Genomic DNA, 20,258 nt, shown 5'->3' on the forward strand with positions numbered 1-20,258 from the left:
AAGCAATGAAGAAAATTCTATTTTTACTGCTCACTGTCGTTACAGTATGCAGTTGCTACAATGACGATGATCTCTGGGATAAAGTCAATGATCTCGACGGACGAGTAGAAACACTAGAAACAACAGTCAAGAAAATGAACTCTGAAATTACAACTTTACAGAGTTTGGTAGACGCATTAAATCAAGGGAAAGTAATCACCAACACGGAACAGACATCTGATGGCTACACATTAACTTTCAGTGATGGAAGCACCGTATCTATCAAAAATGGAAAGAATGGTACAGATGCTCCTGTGATTGGAGTGAAAGCTGACAAAGACGGAATATATTACTGGACCATTACTACCAACGGTACTACAGAATGGCTGCCGGATGCAACTAACAAGTTAAAAGTGACGGGTACAACTCCAGTTATGGGAGTTGACAGTGACGGATACTGGACCGTTGATACAGGCGAAGGAGCCAAACGCATTAACGGAACAGACGGAAAACCTGTGAAAGCGGAAGGACAAGACGGAGACTCTTTCTTCAAATCTGTTACAGTTAATGACAATCATGTACTAGTTACTCTTGCAGATGGAACGTCGTTCACATTGCCCAAAGGGGAAACATATACATTTGACATTGCCAATAGGGATTATACCTTGTTCTCGTCTAATGAAACAAGGACGTATCTTCTTACAACTGCCAATATAGACGACGCAACATTAATTGCTATTCCGCAAGGATGGACAGCGGTTCTTAATGATAAAGACTTAAGAATCACAGCTCCGGCAGTTTCAGGTGATGATGTCAAAGATGGTGAACTTAAAATACTTGTCACTCCGTCCAAAGCTTTCGGTAAAGTAATAAAAATGCAATTAAGAGCAGTGCGTGAAGCACACTTCTTGACATTCGAGGATGTTGATTATAAAGGTGATGCTAACATGGTAGGAGAAAGAAACTGGTCATCATTAATTGACAGCCAACAATATGGTGGCCCACTACTTTATCCTAAGAATAACCAACTCTATAACTGGAGTGATGCAAACAACACTTTTCTTGCTTCCGAACTTCCTAACGGATGGGGTGATTACCAATACTGGGGTGGCGGACACGCAATTTCCAATTATCTGGATATGGATCTTACTCATGGAGACTTCCAGCACCAACTAGCCGTTTATTATCAGGATGCAAAAACTGGTTTTGGAGGACATAATGGTTCCAAAAACTTCTGCGTACATTACGGCTATGCAGACAATTCCGGATATGCCAACGGTCCATTACCCTATATTTACTTTGGAGACGGAGTTGCTCGTGTAGTTGACCACATGTATGTGACTATGACGACCTACCTAGCCAACTGTGTGGCCAACGGTAACGGTTTGACCGCACCCGCAGGCAAAGATGATTGGGTGAAACTGGTTGCTATCGGTTATGATGAAGATGGAAAAGAAGTAGCTACACGTCCGGAATTTTATTTGGTTGGAGCCGAGGGTAATATACTTGAATGGACAAAATGGGATTTATCCGCATTAGGCAAAGTGGTCAAAATAGACTTTAATGTCACTGGAAGTAATGATAACGGATATGGTTTCAGCCAACCTGCCTATTTTGCTTATGATGATGTAGCAGTGAGATTCTAATGAAACATATTATACTTTTTTTATTTGTTCTGTTAGCATTAATATCATGCGTGAAAGAAGAGGAGGACTCTCCTCTTCTTTCCGCTCCTGTCATTACCTTGAAAGAAGAATCCCCCATCTATAAAACAAAAATTGGTCGGGAGATAACCATCGCTCCCATTTATGAAAATACCGATTCGGAAACGACCTTTAACTGGACAATAGATGGAAAGAGTATCTGTACCACTTCCACCCTGACATTTTCAGCCGATGAAGCAGGCAGGTATTTCATTCTGATTTCTGCCACCAATGCCGGAGGGACAACAGAAAAGGAGATACGTATCGATGTCTTTCAACTTGATGTACCTACTATCTCTATTGCGGATGCCGACAAAGGTTTCAAAGTGCTTCAAGGCTCTGAACTAACCATTACACCTATAGTAGATTCTTTTCTGGAAACCAGTTACTCCTGGCAAATAAACGGTGAAGATATTTCGAACGAATTAACCTGTACTCTCCCCACAATCGAGCTTGGCGAATATCAGGTTCGTTTTGCTACTCACAATGAAGATGGCGATGACGAAGTAACTTTCAAAGTAGAAGTTTGTTCACCGGATCAAGTAGATTTCAACTGGACATTCCTGCAAACGGAATATAACATGTCAGCCGGCAGAACTATCCGTATCAAACCGGTTGACGTGAATAATGCACTGGATGCAGTCTATACATGGACTGTGGACAATGAACAAGTGCAATCCGGAGAAAATGATACTTATCTGTTTACATCCGAGCAGCAGGGAGAACACACAGTAAAGGTAGAAATGAGGAACTCATATATACTCGCTACGCAAACATTAAAAATCAATGTTTGCCCTCCCGCAGGAACATACCAGCGGAAGATTAGCGCCACAAGTTCTGCGTCAATGAACAGAGTATATGAATATTTACCGGCTCCCGGTCAATTCATCAATGAGAATCATACCACAACAACTATGGCAGAAGCCTGCACCTATGCAGAAGAACGAATCAATCAGACGGCTTATGTTTCCCTAGGCGGATTCGGTGGATACATCATCGTTGGATTCGACCATAGTATCGTGAATGATGGAGATTACAACATTGCTATTACAGGAAACGCTTTTGATGGTTCGTCAGAACCGGGAATTGTATGGGTAATGCAGGACGAAAATGGTGATGGGTTACCTAATGACACTTGGTATGAATTGCGCGGATCCGAATATGGGAAAGCCGAAACCTGGCAGGACTATGCCGTCACCTATCATAAACCAACTGGTATTCAGCTTCCCACCCCATGGACAGACAATCATGGTCAAAGTGGGTCTATTGATTATCTGGGTGCTTTTCACCGGCAAGATTATTATTATCCCGCCTGGGTAAAGGAAAAACAATATACTTTGCGAGGTACTCGCCTGAAAGAGCGTAATTACGATCAATCCGGTAATGGTACTTATTGGGTAAATGATAGTTATGAATGGGGATATGCTGATAATTTCAGCGCCATTGATCGTCTGACAGATGATGACAACTATAATGCCGGACCGTCTGACAATCATTTCAAGATATCCCATGCTGTAACTTTCGACGGTAAGGATGCAAACCTGAAGTACGTTGATTTTATCAAAGTACAAGTGGGTGTTAATAGTAAAAGCGGTTGGTTGGGTGAAATATCCACTGAAGTTTTTGGAATAAAGGATTTCAACATGATCAAATAATTGATAGAATATACATAAGAGATTCTTTTCCCTATTAAATATAGAGATAAAAATTACCAAATGGTAATTTTTATCTCCTCTCATAACCCTACCTTTGTTGCCATTTTCAACGACAAAGGTAGAAAGTTATGAAAGATAGTATTGATTTCGGCAGCATGAACATCTCCACGTTGTTCCGTAAGTTACTAATTCCTACGGTACTTGGGATGGTATTCTCGGCACTGTTCGTTATTACGGACGGGATATTTGTAGGAAAAGGAATTGGCAGTGACGCACTGGCGGCAGTAAATATCACTGCACCGCTTTTTATGATCGCAGCGGGTATCGGACTGATGTTCGGAGTGGGAGCTTCGGTGGTGGCTTCCATTCATTTATCTCAGGGAAAACGCAAAGTAGCAAGTATTAATATCACTCAAGCAATTGCTTTTTCTGCATTGCTCATACTTATCCTGTCTGCTCTGTGCCTTTATTTTATAGAGCCATTAGCCAGATTATTAGGTAGTTCGGACCGATTGTTGCCGTTAGCTGTAGAATATATGGCATGGTACATTCCTTTTCTCGTATTCTACGAAGTCTTAAATATAGGTATGTTCTGCATCCGTCTGGACGGTTCACCCACCTATGCCATGATGTGTAATGCGGTTGCAGCCATACTCAATATCATACTGGATTATATATTCATCTTCGAATTTGGTTGGGGAATAATGGGAGCAGCTTTTGCCACCAGTCTGGGGACTGTTGTGGGAGGGTTGATGACACTGATTTACCTCCTCCATTTCTCTCGTACCCTCCATCTATGCCGGATAAAGTTAAGTATCAAAAGTCTGTTACTGACTCTTCGCAACATCGGTTATATGATTAAACTGGGAAGTTCTGCTTTTATCAGTGAAGCCTCCATTGCCTGTATGATGTTTCTGGGGAACTACGTTTTCATCCGCCATCTCGGTGAAGACGGAGTGGCAGCATTTAGTATTGCCTGTTACTTCTTCCCTATCATCTTCATGGTCTATAATGCCATTGCACAATCCGCACAGCCGATTATCAGCTATAACTTCGGAGCCGGACAACCCGAGCGTGTACGAAAGACACTGCATCTCGCCATTCGGACCGCTTTAATCTGCGGTATTAGCTTTTTCATTCTTACCGTACTATGCTGCCAAGACATCGTTTCGTTATTCATTGACCGCAGCTACGCTGCATTCGATATAGCAGTAAACGGGCTTCCTTATTTCGGAGTAGGATTCATTTTCTTTGCCGTCAACATGATTGGCATTGGTTATTATCAGAGTGTCGAAAGAGGTCAGCGGGCAACAATTATCACTCTTCTCCGGGGAGTAGTGTTTATGTTGATCGGATTCTTTGCGCTCCCTCCGGTATTGGGTATACCGGGTATCTGGCTAGCCGTACCATTGGCAGAGTTATTAACCACTTTCTATATTTTCGGAATTTATTTGAAAGATCGTTTCATTGTCTGCCGACGATAAGTATCTTTGCAATATGAGAACATTCATTGAAAAACTTTGCGATAGATACAAGGTATCAGAAACCGATGTACAGTCTCTACTGAACTGTATGGAAGAGGTACATTTCAAAAAGAGAGATTTAATAGTACGCGAGGGAACAAAGAACTGTAATCTTTATTTTATCAAGACAGGAATATGGCGAGCCTATTATCATAAAGACGGAGTGGATACTACCATCTGGTTTGCTTCAGACGGAGAAGCTGCTTTCTCCGTCTGGGGCTATGTAGATAATGCCTACTCATTAATAAATATTGAGGTCATGTGTGACAGTGTGGCCTATTGTATTTCCCGAACAGCTCTGAATCAGCTATTCGCCTCATCCATCGGACTCGCTAATTTGGGGCTCCGCCTCATGGATCACCAGTTTCTTCAACAGGAGAACTGGCTTATCAGCTCGGGAAGCCCACGGGCTAAAGAACGCTATCTCAACCTTATCAAAGAGACTCCGGAATTATTGCAGTATGTACCTTTAAAACATATAGCGTCTTACTTGTGGATAACTCCGCAATCGCTAAGTAGGATTCGGGCGAAGATAGCATCTTCTCCGCAATAATACTATGCTTTGGCTGTTTTCACTCCAAAAGCACAATAAGTCAAATAAAACACACAAGCTAAAGTGACAAAAACGCCTCCGATAACACCTACTGTTCCAATCGCAAACCCAATAACTGGAGTAACTACTCCGCCACCGGCAACAGCAGTAATCATCAACCCTGAAATTTGATTTGCTTTTTCCGGTCTTGCCTGCAAAGCCATCGAATAAATGATAGAAAATACGGATGACGCAAAGAAACCGACAGCACCGATACAAATCAGATTTACCATATCGTTTTTCACAAAGGCCAGAATAAGCAAAGAGAAAATACAGGCGACAATATTCACACGAAAATATTTTATTTCAGCGATACGGGCCAACAAGAAAGCACCCAATAAAGCACCTACCGTACGACTTAAAAAATAAACTTGTGGAGCAAACTTCACTTGTTCTGCCGTCCAGTCAAAACGTTCTGCCATCAGCTTAGAGCTGATAAAGTTAGTGGCAACATCTACCCCCACAATAAAGAAGATACCCAAAAATAACAACAGAATCGTTTTATCCTTCAACAAAGAAAAAGTATCACTGATAGAAAGTTGTTGGGTTGCAGCACTGGAATCTTCTCGCTTAACAGGGGTAGCCATCAGCCAAACAGCGGATAATAATGTAATAAAACCTAATATCGGGAAGCAATAATACCATTTGTCGTCTCCAAAGTGAGCTACAGCCAACAATACAATCTCCGGTCCAACAAGAGAAGACACAGCTTTGATTACTTGCCCTGCCGTCAAGCTACTAGTCAATAAACGTTGACTGGTTACCACATTACTTAACAACGGATTCAGTGAAACTTGCAGAATAGCGTTACCAATTCCCAAGAGAGCATAAGCTATCATACAAGTCGCGCTATTATAAACGATCAATGGTAATAACATACCCACTACCGTTATTCCCATACTAAGAAGAACTGTATTTTTACGTCCCCATTTGTTCATCTGATTTCCAATAGGAATACCTAAAAACAGGAACCAGATAAATACTAATGAAGGAACAAATCCCGTCATCACAGGAGACCAGTTGAAAGTACGTTGAACATAATCGGACGAAATGCCGACTATATCACAGAAGCCCATTACAAAGAACCCGAAAAGAACGGGAAGGGCGGCATAAATAGAGTTTTGTGTTTTCATGTTTAACTCACTATATTATAAAATGTAGAATCCCCGGTGCCATTGTCAAGCGACATCGGCACCGAGGTAAATAAGCTGTTTATTCAGAACAATGAGGCGGATTTTCCACTCCCCATTTTTCATTCGGTTGATTACCCATTGTGAGTTTCAATGTTCCACCTTTATAGAGTTCATCCCGGTACATCCAACATTGTCCCAGCGGTTTACCGTTCAACGTAGCAGACTGTACATAATAGGCATCCGGTGTATTACCAGTCGTTTCAATCACAAACGTTTTTCCCGTCGCATTCATCGGACTAAGTTTGATTTCAATCTTATCAAACAACGGACTGCCAATCTGGAAAGTCGGTCGTTCACAAGAACCGCCCTGTACATCAAACAATCCCATTGCCGCCATCACATACCAAGCTCCCAATTGTCCCTGATCTTCATCCTGACCGTAGCCATAACCATGCTCTCCGTTTGTTCCATAAAACTCATCACAAATCAAGCGCGTCCATTTCTGTGTCAGGTAAGGTTTACCGGAGAAATTGAATAACCAGGAAATATGAAGACTAGGCTGATTTCCATGATTATAAGGGCTCTGTAAACCCGAGAAGGCATTTACAACCTTTCCACCGCCAAAGATCGACTTACGAGCTTCCGTAAAGATAGAATCCAACCGGTTGTTAAATTCATCCTTTCCAACCTTTTCAATCAAACGAGCCGGATTTTGTGGAACAAAGAAAGTATATTGCATCGCATTTCCTTCCTGAAATCCTCTCCATGATTCCAATGGATTAAAGTTATCAATGAACTCACCACTAGGCACTCTCGGACGAATCATCTTCAACGAATCATCGAATAACTTCTCCCAACCGGCAGAAAGTTCCATTAAGCGTTTATAATCCTCCGTACGTCCCAAGGCTTTTGCCCATTGAGCCACCGCATAAGCACTAAAACTATATTCCAATGTGTGAGATACGGAGAAACTGGAACCTTCCGGATGTGTGCCGAAATGAACACTATTCTCATAAGGTACATAACCTTTTTCAACAAACTGTTTTACGTCCATTTTGCCCGCACCTTCAATACGTCCTTCCCAACCCAGTTCATTCTTCAATGCTGCCTGATAAGCTGTTTCCACATCAAAATTGCGAATTCCACTGTTATAAGCACCTGCCAGAGTGATACTCACCATGTTGGTTCCTACCCCGGAAACATACTTACTGGTTGCAATACCATCACCCAGCCAACCAGCATCTTTATACACCAGCAACTGACTGTTTACAAAGTCATTATAATATTCCGGATATGCCAATGCCCAAAGAGAAGTAAGATTCCAGTAAGCTCCCCAAACCGCATCCGTATTATAATGATTATGTTCCGGTTTGCCATCTTTATTTAAAGGTATCTGACCGATAGTACCGTCATTTTTAGGATAAGCCCCGTTCACATCACTCGCGAGTCCTCTACCTAATAATGCATGATACAACCCAGTGTAAAATTTGATTTTGCTATCTTCCGTACCACCGGAAACCAATATGCGGCTCAAAGACTCATTCCATTTATCTGTGGTCGCTTTCATAGCCTCATCAAAAGTAAGGTCTTTCGCTTCTGATTCCAAATTCACTTTGGCATTTTCGATGGAAGTATACGACAGACCTATTTTTACATTGACTACTTCATCTTTCTTTGTTTTATAATTCAGACACATGATAGCCCCGGGCCCTTTTATTTCGTTACGAGCCGTTAAAGCACTATCCTGATAGAATACCTCGACAGATTCCGGCGCACGATCCAATTTAGCATAAAAATACATGGCAACGGAAGCGCCTGCCTGATATTTCTTCACGTATTCCGGTTCCGTAATCACGTAACCTTCAATTGTATTTTCATCTATCTGTTTGATATACGCATCACGCACTGCTCCACTTTCTCCCTGACGATTACCTATATTAAACAAAATATGGGCATTCTCCGACTCGGGAAATGTATACCGCTGAAATCCGACACGAGCCGTAGCGGTAAGTTCTGCCTTTACCTGATAATCCTTTAATAATACAGAGTAATATCCCGGACGAGCCGTTTCATCTTTCTTATCAAAACAGGAACGGAAACCTTTATCGGGATCTTCCAGTTTTCCGGGGTTTGTTTTTACTTCTCCCGTTACAGGCATTAATGCAATGCCACCTATCTGAAACTCATGCAGACAAGGAAAGCCATCAATCGAAGTATGATTATCTTCATAACCAATAGCTTCCCATCCTTGATTATTACCGTAAGTTCCATTGGTAGAAGCTCCCAGTTTAGCCATTCCAAAAGGCTCCGCAGCCGGAGTATAGAAAAACCAACGACTATGTACAGTTCCGATATTAGGATTTACATATTCTACCAAATTGGGACGATCAGGTGTTTTACACCCTACAACACCCGCCAGAATCAACAGGCTACCTATCCATTTTAATTTCATCATTTATTTATTTTTTCTGTTTGTAACTTCTCCTTTAATCATCGCCACACGTGCATAATACTCCGGCACACACGAAGCATCCAATAACCATTTCGGCTTACGTTTTTCATCAGTCCGCCCTGTCCAGTCATGATACATCAGTCCCGCCTGATCACGCGCATGATCCCAAGCATAATCCAGTCCTTTTATCATCGTATCCACATACTTTGAATCCCCCGTAACATTGTACAGATCGTGATAACCTCTAAACAAAACCAAATTAAACCAAGGCAAATCTGCAATATAAGGAATACCGTCTTCCGTATACTTAAAAAACACTTTGTAGCTTCCTTCTGCCAGAAATTTAGCATTATCCAGATACGCCTGCTCACCCGTATAATTATATAAAGCTACAGCTGCTTGTAACAAAGTACCAGTATTGTAAGTATACAAATCCGGGCATACTGCCGAAGTCGTTGTTAACCATGAATTCCAAACGACTCCTCTTTCCGGATCTTTCAGATATTTATCAATCCAATGATAGAACTTCTTTCCCACCTCCAGATAATACTCATCTTTAGTTGCTTCATAAAGTTTTAAAGCCAACACCATCGCTTTTCCGTTAGAACAGGCAGGTTTCTGATCTTTCACTCCTTCCAGCCAGGAAACAGCTCCTTCAAAGTTCTCATCCCAGCCACTTAAAATAAAGGTCAATACCTGTTTCGCTTTCTCCAGATAATAAGGATTTTTAGTTACCAGGTAAGAATCAATATAGTCAATCCCCACCAAACCATTGTCATCATAATAGCGGTCTACCTTTCCAAACTGAACAGGGTAAGCCTGATAACCAAAAGGAACACGCGTTGTATCATAGTAACGTTCCATCGCCATCACCATCGAATCGACATAAACCGTATATTTCTCCGGTTCGATGGCAGCCATCAACACTGCCGAAGAAAAGACACCACTCATAGGCCACAGATAAGAAACTTCCTGCGCTTGCCGGGTGGAATCATTAAAATAAGTCAGATCAGGACGATGACTGCTTGGGTAATATTCAGAGAAGAGGCCGTATTTGGGAACCCGGTAGAGTTCCCAAACACGCTGAAACATTTCTTCTGCCTTATCTTTATTCGGAGTCGTTTTTGATTCTCCGGCACAAGAAAGAAGCACGAATACCGTCGATACAAATAAAACTATATTTCTAATTTTACTATTCATATCCTATTCCTCTGTCACTGTTTCTCCTTTGTACAAAGCAATCATTCCCAAAGATTCAAGCGCAGCATCCTGCATCAACAACTGTTCAGCACGTTTTGGAGTTGCTCCTGTCCAGTCTTCATAGAACAGTCCGTTTGATAAACGGGCATTTTCGTATGCATAATCCAGGAAGTTGATGAATGTTTTGATATAATTGCCTGCATTTTTGTAATAAGGTTCAATATCAATAAATGCACGAACTAATTTGGTTGTAAACCAAGGGTCATGATCAGGATAAGCCAACGCCAACCCATTAAGCGGACGTACAAAATAATTATACGCACCTTCGGAAGAAGCAATGGCACTGTCCAGATAAGTCTGCTCACCTGTTATTTTGTATAGACGGACTCCGTTAGAAATCATTACACCTGTATTGTAAGTCCATTTTGTTTTATTAATGGATCCGTCTGCTTGTTTATCATTCCAGTAACAGCCATCCTCCGGATCACGCAAGTTAGTCAACGTCCAAGCATATAAACGTTTTGCCAGAGCCAACACATCCGCTTTTTCCTCTTGAGGACATACAGAATAATATTCAAGCAAGAATAGCGTTGCATATCCATTAGCGCATGTCGGTTTATTCGAATCACCAACTCCCTGCTGTCCTTTCTGGTCCTCATTCCACCAAAGACCTCCTCCAAACATATCATCTTCACCAGCTTGCAGGAACTCAACGATTCTTTTAGCTTTCGTTAAATAATCTTGATTATTTAGCAAATTAAAAGCCTCTACCAGTTCAATCCCCACAATAGAATTATCATCATAAAAACGTGTTCCACTACCGGTAGTACCATTGGTTTGAGAACCATAACCACCCACAGTTCCACTAGGAGTACGATAATAAACTTCAAACTGGTCTACCATATCTGCATAATTCACATCATAACCTAAGGCATGCAAAGCTGCTGCTCCGGAAACCAGTCCGTCATACGGCCACAAGAAAGAAGCGGAATTATCCCCGTCTTTCTTAGGATAATTTTCATTATACAGTCCTTCTGTTGCCCCACTATTGATCCGGTAGCACTGATTAATCAAGTCAAACTGCTCTTTGGCACGTTTATGATAAACGACCTCCTCTCCGGGTTCTGACGGAGCAATCGGTGTAGGCGGGATATATTTCTCTACGTCATCTCCGGCACAGGAGAATAATAGTGCCGGAAGAATAGCTAAAATAGTCTTTATCTTTTTCATAACTTAGTTTTATTAATTAATCGGAGTCACATTAGTAAATGTATGTATCATCAATCCATCCGAATTCGTATCGATAGTGATAGTCGCATGCGTATAATCCAGACTACCTTTCATTTTCCAAAGATGATCCCACTGACTCCATTGGAATTCATACAAAGCATAGAAAGAAGCAGGTTCTCCACCTACCGGACGTTCGGCACTCACGCCATCACCTCTACCCCAACACATATCACCACCATTTACTTTTGCTAAAAAGTAGTAACGTTCTTCTATCCAACTTAACCAATCAGGAGCACCGGTTTCCGGTTTGGACGGATCAAGGAATCGGATATCACCCTCTCCCACAAATTTACCATCACCCGCATACTCTAATACAGCTATATCTCCAAATGTTGCTCCCCAAATACAACGAACAGAAGAACCGATTTTTTCCGTGGTCATTGCCATTGTATTAAAGTTCACAGTCAGACGGGTTACTTCTTCGGAAGCAGCGACTGCCGTTTCACCATCTCCTTCTCTTAACTTCGAGCTATCATCAATATAATAGCTGAACGTTTCACCTGTAGTAGCTGACTTGAATGATATATTTCCTGCTGACAATTTTGTATAAATCTGGAAAACGCCCTCTTCTACACAACGGAACGGAATTCCACCCTGTCCACTGTTCTCCGTAGCCGAACCATATAAATACAATTCCGCCGGAATATTATCAATTCCCTCTCCACGAGTTACTGTGATAGTAGCCACCTTGTCGGTTCTCTTCACCACTCCACCTTTCGAAGCATTTACCGTCCATTTTATATCTCCGGTTTCCAAAGGATAAATGCCTGCATTTCTAGCAATCGTATTAATAGCTGCATGAGTGATTGACAAACTGGTCGCAGCTCCCAAATCACTTTTCACCGTAGCCAGCGGCTTTGAAAAATCACCGTCTGCCTTATCAAACAGCACCTCGTACAATACAATTCCGCCATCTGCCGCACCACCTCCTGACCACGACAACACAACAAGCGTTGGAGATGACACATTCAACTGGATAGAAGCAGGGGAACTTAATTCTGTAGGGACTGCAAAATCCGTGTTCAATTCATAATCTTCCTGACATGAAACCATTGCCAGAAGTACTGAACATATCCATAATATCTTTTTCATAATCATTCCTTTTTGAGTCGTTTTAACCAATTACCAATTCGGATTCTGCTCCAAATTACCATTCAAGTCACGTTCAGCCTGTGGTATAGGCCACAAATAATGCCTATTTGCATTAAAGGTTCTGTTTTCAACCCGAACGTATCCATCATCCGTACCTACCACATCATTTGTCTTTAGTCCGTGACACCATCCATTCAATACATTGTCCGCAATTCTCCAACGGATAATATCTTTATGGCGATGTCCTTCCAATGCCAATTCCGAACGACGTTCGTTTCGTACAATCTCAATCAGTTTATCTTTAGAAGCTCCTTCCGGGAATTCCAGTGCTGAAGCAAGTGTAAATCCGGCCCTATCACGAATTGGTTTAATAGTTGCATCCCAAGCCGTCTTATCCAGTTCTCCTAATTCTGCCAATGCTTCCGCATTCATCAATAAAATATCAGCGTAACGAATCAGAATCGGATTCAAACCAGAATAAAGAGTAGCACGATAAGTGTTATCCCAATATTTCTTAATATAGTAACCGGTAGCCGAACAGTCTGAACCTACCCCATAACCATCTTTGCCTTCACCTTTCTCACAGTTGATAACAACTTCTGTTCCGTCGGCCAACGTATATGAGTTTCCAGTGTACATCACCGTTGCCTTCAAACGTGGGTCACGATTAGCATACGGATGACTTTCATCAAACGATGTTCCTGTTTCCTTAATTGTTTTTCCATCCAGCATAATATAACTGTCTACCAACTCCTGCAAAGGAGAAAGCTGGGAATATCCACCCAAAGTGGGCGGCAGGAAAACATACATCATCTGATGTTCACGACTGGTTGGACGATACTGTGCATCCAAAATTACTTCAGAGTTGTATTCATTAGCGATCTCAAACAATCCTGCATAACTTCCAAAGAGTTTAAAGCCCCCCTCTGTCATAATGGTAGAAGTGATATTTTTCACTTGCGTCCAATTACCTTCAAACAAATAGATTTTAGCTTTAATCGCCATTGCCGCCCAACGGGTAATCCGACCTTTATTATCCGCATCATAAGAAGTCGGCAAATAGTTACCATTAATCACTTCATCCAGATCGGCCAAAACATTTGCTATTACAGTGGCTTTGGCCGTACGTGCAATAGACATACTTTCTTTAATAGAAAGCACTTTGGTAGTATAAGGTATATCGCCGAATTTCGTATACAACTCATAATAACTATAAGCACGAAGTACTTTTGCCTCACCAATATAACGTTTCTTCAATTCCGGGTCTAAATCAGGAACCCTGTCTATATTTTCCAGCAACTGGTTACACATACGAATACCCGTATAGCGCCCGTCCCAAACCTTTTTCACGTAAGGGTCTGCTGTAGAATATGAACCATTACCGATATTCTGTGTAGCATCGTTCGGTTGCTTGGTATAAGCATTGTCCGTCATTGCTTCACAATAAAGCTGTTCGTCCATATTTCCCAAATAGGTATAGCAAGTATTCAACGCCTTGACAGCTGCTTCAGGATCCTCTTCCCAATAAGTCAAGTCCGTTTCTCTGTCATACGGTGCCGTATCCAAGTCAACACAAGAGGCACCGCCCACTACCAAGACAGCAGATAAAATCAAATTCTTTATAGTTGTTTTCATCACGGTACAGTTTAAAATTTAACATTAAGTCCAAATGAATATACTCTTGCCACAGGATAAGAACGACCACTACCGTCTCCGGTATATTCCGGGTCCCATCCGCCTTTCATCTTCGTGAAAGTCAACGGATTCTGCACACTGGCAAAAATTCTTAAATTCTTGACATAGAGTTTTTTCATCCATTGTTGCGGGAAAGTATATCCAATCTGCGCATTTTTCAAACGCAAGTATTTAGCATCCTGAATCCAGAAATCCGATTTCGCTGCATTATTAGCAGATTCCGCACCCATTGTCAGACGAGGATAAGTAGCATCCGGATTATTCGGAGTCCAGCGATCTTGATGGAAATCCATTACAGGACCTTCATTGTTATTATGGAAAGCCTCTACAGATTCACCACGCATCCACTTGTTACGTTTTCCTACTCCTTGCCACATCATCGAGAAATCAAAACCTTTATATTCCAAACCATAGGTGAAGCCGAAAGTATATCTTGGGAAGTCATTACCAACAATAAAACGGTCATCGTCCGGTTTAATCACACCATCGCCATTTTTATCCAGATAACGGATATCTCCCGGTTTCGGTGTAATACCTTCCAAGTGCGGTCCTTTCTGACATTCTTCCTCATTCTGGAAAAATCCATCCGAACGATATGCATAGTAAGAGTACAACGGATAACCTTCCTTGATAATTGTCTGTACATCCGAGCCACCGATAATTTCCGTACCGCGTGTATCTATTACTTCATTAAAGCTATCTGAAATATTTCCGGCGAAGTTATGCACTACCGGACCAGTTTTCAAACGATAACTTACTGATAATTCCCATCCTCTCGTCTCTACCTTACCAGCGTTTTGAATCGGGGCACCATTACCAAACAATCCGGGAACCGGTAAATTCACCAAAATATCTTTTGTACGATTATTGAAGCAATCAAAAGTAATATTCAAATCATTATTCAACAATCCCAATTCGAAGCCGATATTAGCCATACGGGTAGTTTCCCATTTGAGATCAGGGTTTGTAGAAGCGAATTCAGCCGTCTGCGCCAGCTTGTCGCCAAAACTGATACCGTTCTTTACAGACACCGTCTGCATGTATTGATAAGCACCAATGCGGTTATTACCAACCAATCCCCAAGAACCTCTGATTTTCAAAGAAGGAACATACGGTTTCAATACAGACCAGAATTTTTCTTCCGAGATACGCCATCCTGCCGAGAAAGACGGGAAGACTCCCGAACGGTTTCCTTTCGCAAAATAAGAAGAGTAGTCATTACGGATATTAAATTCCAGCAGATATTTTTCATCATAGTTGTAAGTGGCTCTTGCAAAACCGGAATAGATAGCCCAGTCACTTGCCGAACCACCATTGCTAACTTTATCCCCACTCAAATCACCTACAAAAATATCATATTTAGAATCCTCCGTCAAACGACTGGTAGAGAACTGCTTTTCAGAGAAACCCTCATAAGCATATCCTAATAATCCACCGATAGAGTGTTTCCCTATTTTCGTATTATAAGTCACCATAAGATTGGTAGTGATATTCTTAGAACGATAGAATTGCTCGGTCAACTTATTTTCACTATCTCCCGTACCTTCGAAGGCCTTCCGGTTTTCATGCAAATTATTATTCCAAACACGTCCACCGGCACTTCCGATCAGTTTCAGTCCTTTATATACTTCCCATTCGGCTTGTATGGTTCCCAATAATTCATCATTCACATTCTGGCGATAACCGCCTTCTTCCAAACGCTGCAAACCGTTTGAGTTACTTCCGGCAGGATAATTATAACTGCCATCCTCATTCTTGATCGGGTAAATCGGTGGCATACGGTTTGCCTGCTCAATAATCCATTCCGTCCAGTAAGCATGTTCTTTAATATCATTACGGGCAAATTGAGAAGTCAAATTCAATGTAAAGTTATTCGTCACCTTATGGCTTACATTCAGACGTGCATTGTAGCGCTTATAACCATAATCAGGTCCTTTGAACATACTGTTCTGATCCATATAACCCAAAGAAGCCATGTAAGACAACTGGTCGTTACCGCCTGTCATCGAAACATTGTGTGAACTTTGAGGAGAATTACGATTATAAAGTTCTTTCACCCAATTTACATTCGGACCACCATTTCTATATTGCGCAATCTGCTCGGGAGTGAATTTTGCAGCTCTTCCCGAATTAACAGCCGCTTCATTATACAGTTCAGCGTATACCCACGAGTCTGCTATCTTAGGCAATGAAGTAGGTTGCTGAACACCATACATAAAATCATAAGAGATTTCCACCTTACCGGCTTTTCCTTTCTTGGTAGTAACAAGTACCACACCATTGGAAGCACGTGAACCATAAATAGCAGTAGAAGAAGCATCTTTCAAAATAGAAATCTGCTCAATATCAGCCGGATTCAGATTGGCGAGCGATCCTTCAATTCCGTCAATAATCACCAACGGATCATTGTTGTTCATCGTATTCAATCCACGGATATTAATAGAAGGTACACTACCCGGAGTAGAACTTCCCTGCTGAATTACCAAACCGGGAGTCGTTCCCTGCATCGCTTCCAATACATTGGAAATCGGCTTTCCTTCCAATTCATCCGTAGAAACAGAAGACACAGCTCCTGTCAGGTTGACTTTCTTCTGCACACCGTAGCCTACCACTACCACATCTTTCAAAGCAACCACATCCGACTTCAACACCACATTGATAAACTGGCGGCCGTTCACCGGAACTTCCTGTGTTTCATATCCAATTGAGGAAACTACCAATACCGCTTTCGAAGCAACATTCAGTGAAAAATTTCCATCCATATCCGTAGCCGTACCCGTAGATACACCTTTCACCAGCACGGTAGCCCCAATCACGGGTTCCCCGTCTGCCATTACCTTACCTTTCACTGCGATTGTATTAGATTGCGCATACAGTTTGGAACCAACAGCCACATTCATACAAACAATCAACATAACAGCCAATAATTGCCAACTCGAAAATGCCGTTCTGAAAAGCCGGCGGGCAAATTGCGCGTTCAATAGATTAGATTGTTTCATAACATTTTATATTTGAATTAATAGAAGAGTTATCATATATTATAAGATATTAAGTTGGGACAAAGCAAAGGAATAAGCCCCTAAAGCAACAGCCCTGCTTGCTCCTAATGTAGAAACAGCAATGCCTATTTTCTTGTGACAGGCATAATGTACCTCTCTCTCCGAAAATGGTATTTTCACCATCTTGTCTTTTTCTTCCAGAAATTTATCAAATGCCTCTTTTTCGGACAGATTGAACACCTCCATCTGCAAACAAGGGAAAGAAGCTCCTGCAAACGTGCCAATCTGCCGATTCATCTCATTCATAATTCCCGGAAGTATGTATTTAGCCGCTCCAGCCACTCCTCCGCCAATCACTACCAAGCCATCAACAATATTCAATGCACGGATGATAGCATCACCGGCCATCTCTCCCAGTTCGTTAAAACTCCGGACAGCAGCCTGCTGATCTCCCTCTGCAGTCCCTTCGGCAATATCATATATATCTTTGGGAGTCAAAGAAGAAGCATCCTTTCCGGTCAATTCCTGATATACTCGCCTGACGGCCCTGATGCTGACACTTTCTTCCGCGATCATTTCGGGATATTTCTTATTCCGCATAATCCAGACGTCGCCGCCGCAACCGTTGTCTCCGGTCAGTAACCGGCTGTCAATCACCACTCCGGCACCAAACCCGGTACCCAGCGTAATTCCGAGCAGGTTCTTATATACCTTACTGCTGCCTGCTTCTTTCAGGCGTTTATTCACTTCGGGCAAAGTGCCTGCCAAGGCTTCGCCATAAGCAAACAAATTACCGTCATTATTAATAAAAACCGGAATACCAAACTGTTCCCTCAAATAAGGTCCAAGTGCCACTCCTCCCCTGAAGGCCGGGAAGTTGGGCAAGTCACCAATAATTCCATGCTCATAGTCAGCAGGCCCGGGGAAAGCAAAACTGATAGCTACCGGAAGTTTCGGCAATCGTTTCTCAACTTCCAAGAAACCTTCTACAAGAACAGACAAGCAACGCTCCAAGTCGTCGGACGCTGCCGGAAGGCAAATAGGTTCCACTATTTCGCGACAGCCTTGTATGGCTGAAAACACGAAATTAGTGCCTCCCGCATCGAGCGTCATTACGATTCGTTCATCATGTTCATACATAGTTTTCAAGATATTAGATGATTTATTTCATTATTAAAAGCGTACGTAAGCTTTGATCGTTACACATTCTTTTCCTGCAGATTTACCATACGGGGCAATGGTATATTCTTTCACCCCGGCAGGAATGATAAATGTTTCGGCATAATGCACCACGAAAGGTTCAAAAGCATGAGTAGGACTCTCAACTACGGCCTCTTCTCCCTCCAACAGATTCAGTACATTTACACTATCGTTTGTGTGATGTAACACCGGTGATGAGAAACGGTGGCGACGAGTTTCGATAAATTCGTTCGGATGCAGTCCGGTACGTTCTTCTACCCAACCTTCTCCGGAAGCGACTTCCGTAAACTGATTGCGAAGGTGTTCATTCACATATTCCGTATCGCGATTCCAGTTGATAACGCATTTACCACGTTCCACATTGATCGGACGCGGTTTTCCATCCAGTCCCAAGCGTTGCCAGTCCCATAGTTTGAAAGTAAAGAGGTTCGGAGTCGAGCTGATTTCAAGCACCATACTGTTGGCACCGGAACAATGAACAGTTCCTCCCGGAATCAGGAAGTGATCGTGTTTCTTTGTCGGAATCTTATTTACGTACTTTTCTGCGTCAAACACCAGTTCACCTTTTTGTGCTTTACGCAAATCGCCGATCATCGCTTCTTTGTCCACTCCTGTCTTCACTCCCAGATAAACTACGGCATCTTCTTCCGCGTCTACCATGTAGTAACTTTCATCCTGCGTGTAGTACATACCGAAGCTGTCACGGATAAATTGAGTAGTAGGATGCACCTGCAAACTCAAATTACCTCCGCCCATCGTATCCAAAAAGTCGAAACGAATAGGGAAGTCTTTTCCAAAGCGTGCCTCCACCGGTTCACCAAGCAACTCTTTACTTTTCAGTAAAACCAAATCAACCGAAGGCAGTTCAAAGCGCACTCCATTCACTTCAAAATAAAGGCTGTTCTCTTCAGGTACACAGTCAAAGCACCAGCCGAAATTTTCGCGTTCACGATCCAGATCGCAAACCTCTTTCATCCATTGACCACCCCAGGGAGCCGGATCGAAGAAAGGAACTACCCGGAACGGTGTGTTCACCGTTGCCTCTACCCCTTTAAAGAAAGTATCCTTATCAATCATCTTCGGTGTCCCGGCCACATGGGTGTCAATCCAGAATTCTACCCTGCCAAACAATCTTTCCTTATACCTATCACATACTCTCCAATCGTTGAAATACCCTCTCTTGTATTGCAAAGAAACGGCATCGTTCCGATTGTCTATACCTAAAGCTTTTACCTCATGCCGGCGGAAACGTTGTTGGATTTCCCAACGTGCCATATCCGCATAAACCACCATTGCGTCCTGTGGAGCAACAACAGCAGCACCCGTACCTATGATTACAATGGTTTCTTTTGCTTCACTGATTTGCTTCCGTGCAGCAGCCACCTTATCCGCATCCAAATAATCTTCCAGCTTCAAATTGGTGACATAGCCGAATAATACATCTTCAGTCATGAAGCGTTCTGTCAACGCTTGAATTTCTTTTTCCGGTTTCATCAAATCACGTACATTCATCACTCTTCCGGAGAATTCTTTTGAAAAAGCACCCAGCACTTCTTCTTCATATACTCCTGTATATAAATCCACAGCCAGCACTTTTCTTGCATCCATTTTCTCTTTTAACATAGAAATGATAGAATCCCACCCCTGAACAAGCATCCCCGTCAGCTTCGTAGAAGGAAATTTATCATAATTAGCTTTTCTCATGTTTATAGCGTTTTTAAATTTTATATGTTCATACATACTTT

Annotated in this window: 13 protein-coding genes; 4 read left to right on the forward strand and 9 right to left on the reverse strand. The window is 42.1% G+C overall.

All coding sequences use genetic code 11. From position 1 onward, the window contains the following. Nucleotides 1–5 precede the first annotated feature (5 nt). From DW173_RS05415 to DW173_RS05430, 4 genes are all read left to right on the forward strand, one after another. Nucleotides 6–1,625: a PL29 family lyase N-terminal domain-containing protein gene (locus DW173_RS05415; RefSeq protein WP_008024897.1), complete on the forward strand. Its 1,620-nt coding sequence runs from the start codon at nucleotides 6–8 to the stop codon at nucleotides 1,623–1,625. Continuing rightward, nucleotides 1,625–3,337 carry a PKD-like domain-containing protein gene (locus DW173_RS05420; RefSeq protein WP_008024899.1) on the forward strand — a complete coding sequence of 571 codons (1,713 nt, stop codon included), beginning with the start codon at nucleotides 1,625–1,627 and terminating at the stop codon, nucleotides 3,335–3,337. Before DW173_RS05415 ends, DW173_RS05420 begins: the two co-directional genes overlap by 1 nt. A gap of 128 nt (nucleotides 3,338–3,465) precedes the next feature. Further along, nucleotides 3,466–4,821, forward strand: a complete 1,356-nt coding sequence (locus DW173_RS05425; RefSeq protein ID WP_008024901.1) for an MATE family efflux transporter — start codon at nucleotides 3,466–3,468, stop codon at nucleotides 4,819–4,821. Between the two features lie 13 nt (nucleotides 4,822–4,834). After that, on the forward strand, nucleotides 4,835–5,413 hold the full coding sequence (locus tag DW173_RS05430) for a Crp/Fnr family transcriptional regulator (protein WP_007766934.1): 579 nt from the start codon (nucleotides 4,835–4,837) through the stop codon (nucleotides 5,411–5,413). Between the two features lie 2 nt (nucleotides 5,414–5,415). Here DW173_RS05430 and DW173_RS05435 read toward each other — a convergent pair whose 3' ends face one another. From DW173_RS05435 to DW173_RS05475, 9 genes are all read right to left on the reverse strand, one after another. After that, a complete protein-coding gene (locus DW173_RS05435; protein WP_120143968.1) occupies nucleotides 5,416–6,585 on the reverse strand; it encodes an MFS transporter in 1,170 nt (389 codons plus the stop codon). Nucleotides 6,586–6,664: 79 nt separating this feature from the next. Further along, nucleotides 6,665–9,040 carry a GH92 family glycosyl hydrolase gene (locus DW173_RS05440; RefSeq protein ID WP_120143970.1) on the reverse strand — a complete coding sequence of 792 codons (2,376 nt, stop codon included), beginning with the start codon at nucleotides 9,038–9,040 and terminating at the stop codon, nucleotides 6,665–6,667. Beyond that, the gene (locus tag DW173_RS05445) at nucleotides 9,041–10,237 is read right to left on the reverse strand and encodes a glycoside hydrolase family 76 protein (protein ID WP_120143971.1); all 1,197 of its coding nucleotides are present in this window, start codon (nucleotides 10,235–10,237) and stop codon (nucleotides 9,041–9,043) included. 3 nt (nucleotides 10,238–10,240) lie between these two features. After that, entirely contained in the window at nucleotides 10,241–11,467 is a 1,227-nt protein-coding gene (locus DW173_RS05450; protein ID WP_008024907.1) for a glycoside hydrolase family 76 protein, read from the reverse strand. A gap of 12 nt (nucleotides 11,468–11,479) precedes the next feature. Further along, nucleotides 11,480–12,619, reverse strand: coding sequence for a SusE domain-containing protein (locus tag DW173_RS05455; protein ID WP_120143999.1), 1,140 nt, complete (start codon nucleotides 12,617–12,619; stop codon nucleotides 11,480–11,482). Nucleotides 12,620–12,649: 30 nt separating this feature from the next. Beyond that, entirely contained in the window at nucleotides 12,650–14,254 is a 1,605-nt protein-coding gene (locus DW173_RS05460; protein ID WP_120143973.1) for a RagB/SusD family nutrient uptake outer membrane protein, read from the reverse strand. Between the two features lie 11 nt (nucleotides 14,255–14,265). Then, on the reverse strand, nucleotides 14,266–17,313 hold the full coding sequence (locus DW173_RS05465; RefSeq protein WP_120143974.1) for a SusC/RagA family TonB-linked outer membrane protein: 3,048 nt from the start codon (nucleotides 17,311–17,313) through the stop codon (nucleotides 14,266–14,268). 39 nt (nucleotides 17,314–17,352) lie between these two features. Further along, entirely contained in the window at nucleotides 17,353–18,453 is a 1,101-nt protein-coding gene (locus DW173_RS05470; RefSeq protein ID WP_004326178.1) for an ROK family protein, read from the reverse strand. 33 nt (nucleotides 18,454–18,486) lie between these two features. Beyond that, complete coding sequence (locus DW173_RS05475; protein ID WP_120144001.1) at nucleotides 18,487–20,217, reverse strand: class I mannose-6-phosphate isomerase; 1,731 nt, start codon at nucleotides 20,215–20,217, stop codon at nucleotides 18,487–18,489. Nucleotides 20,218–20,258 lie beyond the last annotated feature (41 nt).

The organism is Bacteroides sp. AM16-13 (assembly GCF_003602705.1).
Taxonomy (GTDB): Bacteria; Bacteroidota; Bacteroidia; order Bacteroidales; family Bacteroidaceae; genus Bacteroides; species Bacteroides xylanisolvens.

Bases quoted from the DNA above. Each gene is read 5' to 3' on its own strand.
- DW173_RS05415 (WP_008024897.1), top strand. From the start codon at position 6: ATGAAGAAAATTCTATTTTTACTGCTCACTGTCGTTACAGTATGCAGT.
- DW173_RS05420 (WP_008024899.1), top strand. From the start codon at position 1,625: ATGAAACATATTATACTTTTTTTATTTGTTCTGTTAGCATTAATATCA.
- DW173_RS05425 (WP_008024901.1), top strand. From the start codon at position 3,466: ATGAAAGATAGTATTGATTTCGGCAGCATGAACATCTCCACGTTGTTC.
- DW173_RS05430 (WP_007766934.1), top strand. From the start codon at position 4,835: ATGAGAACATTCATTGAAAAACTTTGCGATAGATACAAGGTATCAGAA.
- DW173_RS05435 (WP_120143968.1), bottom strand. From the start codon at position 6,585: ATGAAAACACAAAACTCTATTTATGCCGCCCTTCCCGTTCTTTTCGGG.
- DW173_RS05440 (WP_120143970.1), bottom strand. From the start codon at position 9,040: ATGATGAAATTAAAATGGATAGGTAGCCTGTTGATTCTGGCGGGTGTT.
- DW173_RS05445 (WP_120143971.1), bottom strand. From the start codon at position 10,237: ATGAATAGTAAAATTAGAAATATAGTTTTATTTGTATCGACGGTATTC.
- DW173_RS05450 (WP_008024907.1), bottom strand. From the start codon at position 11,467: ATGAAAAAGATAAAGACTATTTTAGCTATTCTTCCGGCACTATTATTC.
- DW173_RS05455 (WP_120143999.1), bottom strand. From the start codon at position 12,619: ATGAAAAAGATATTATGGATATGTTCAGTACTTCTGGCAATGGTTTCA.
- DW173_RS05460 (WP_120143973.1), bottom strand. From the start codon at position 14,254: ATGAAAACAACTATAAAGAATTTGATTTTATCTGCTGTCTTGGTAGTG.
- DW173_RS05465 (WP_120143974.1), bottom strand. From the start codon at position 17,313: ATGAAACAATCTAATCTATTGAACGCGCAATTTGCCCGCCGGCTTTTC.
- DW173_RS05470 (WP_004326178.1), bottom strand. From the start codon at position 18,453: ATGTATGAACATGATGAACGAATCGTAATGACGCTCGATGCGGGAGGC.
- DW173_RS05475 (WP_120144001.1), bottom strand. From the start codon at position 20,217: ATGAGAAAAGCTAATTATGATAAATTTCCTTCTACGAAGCTGACGGGG.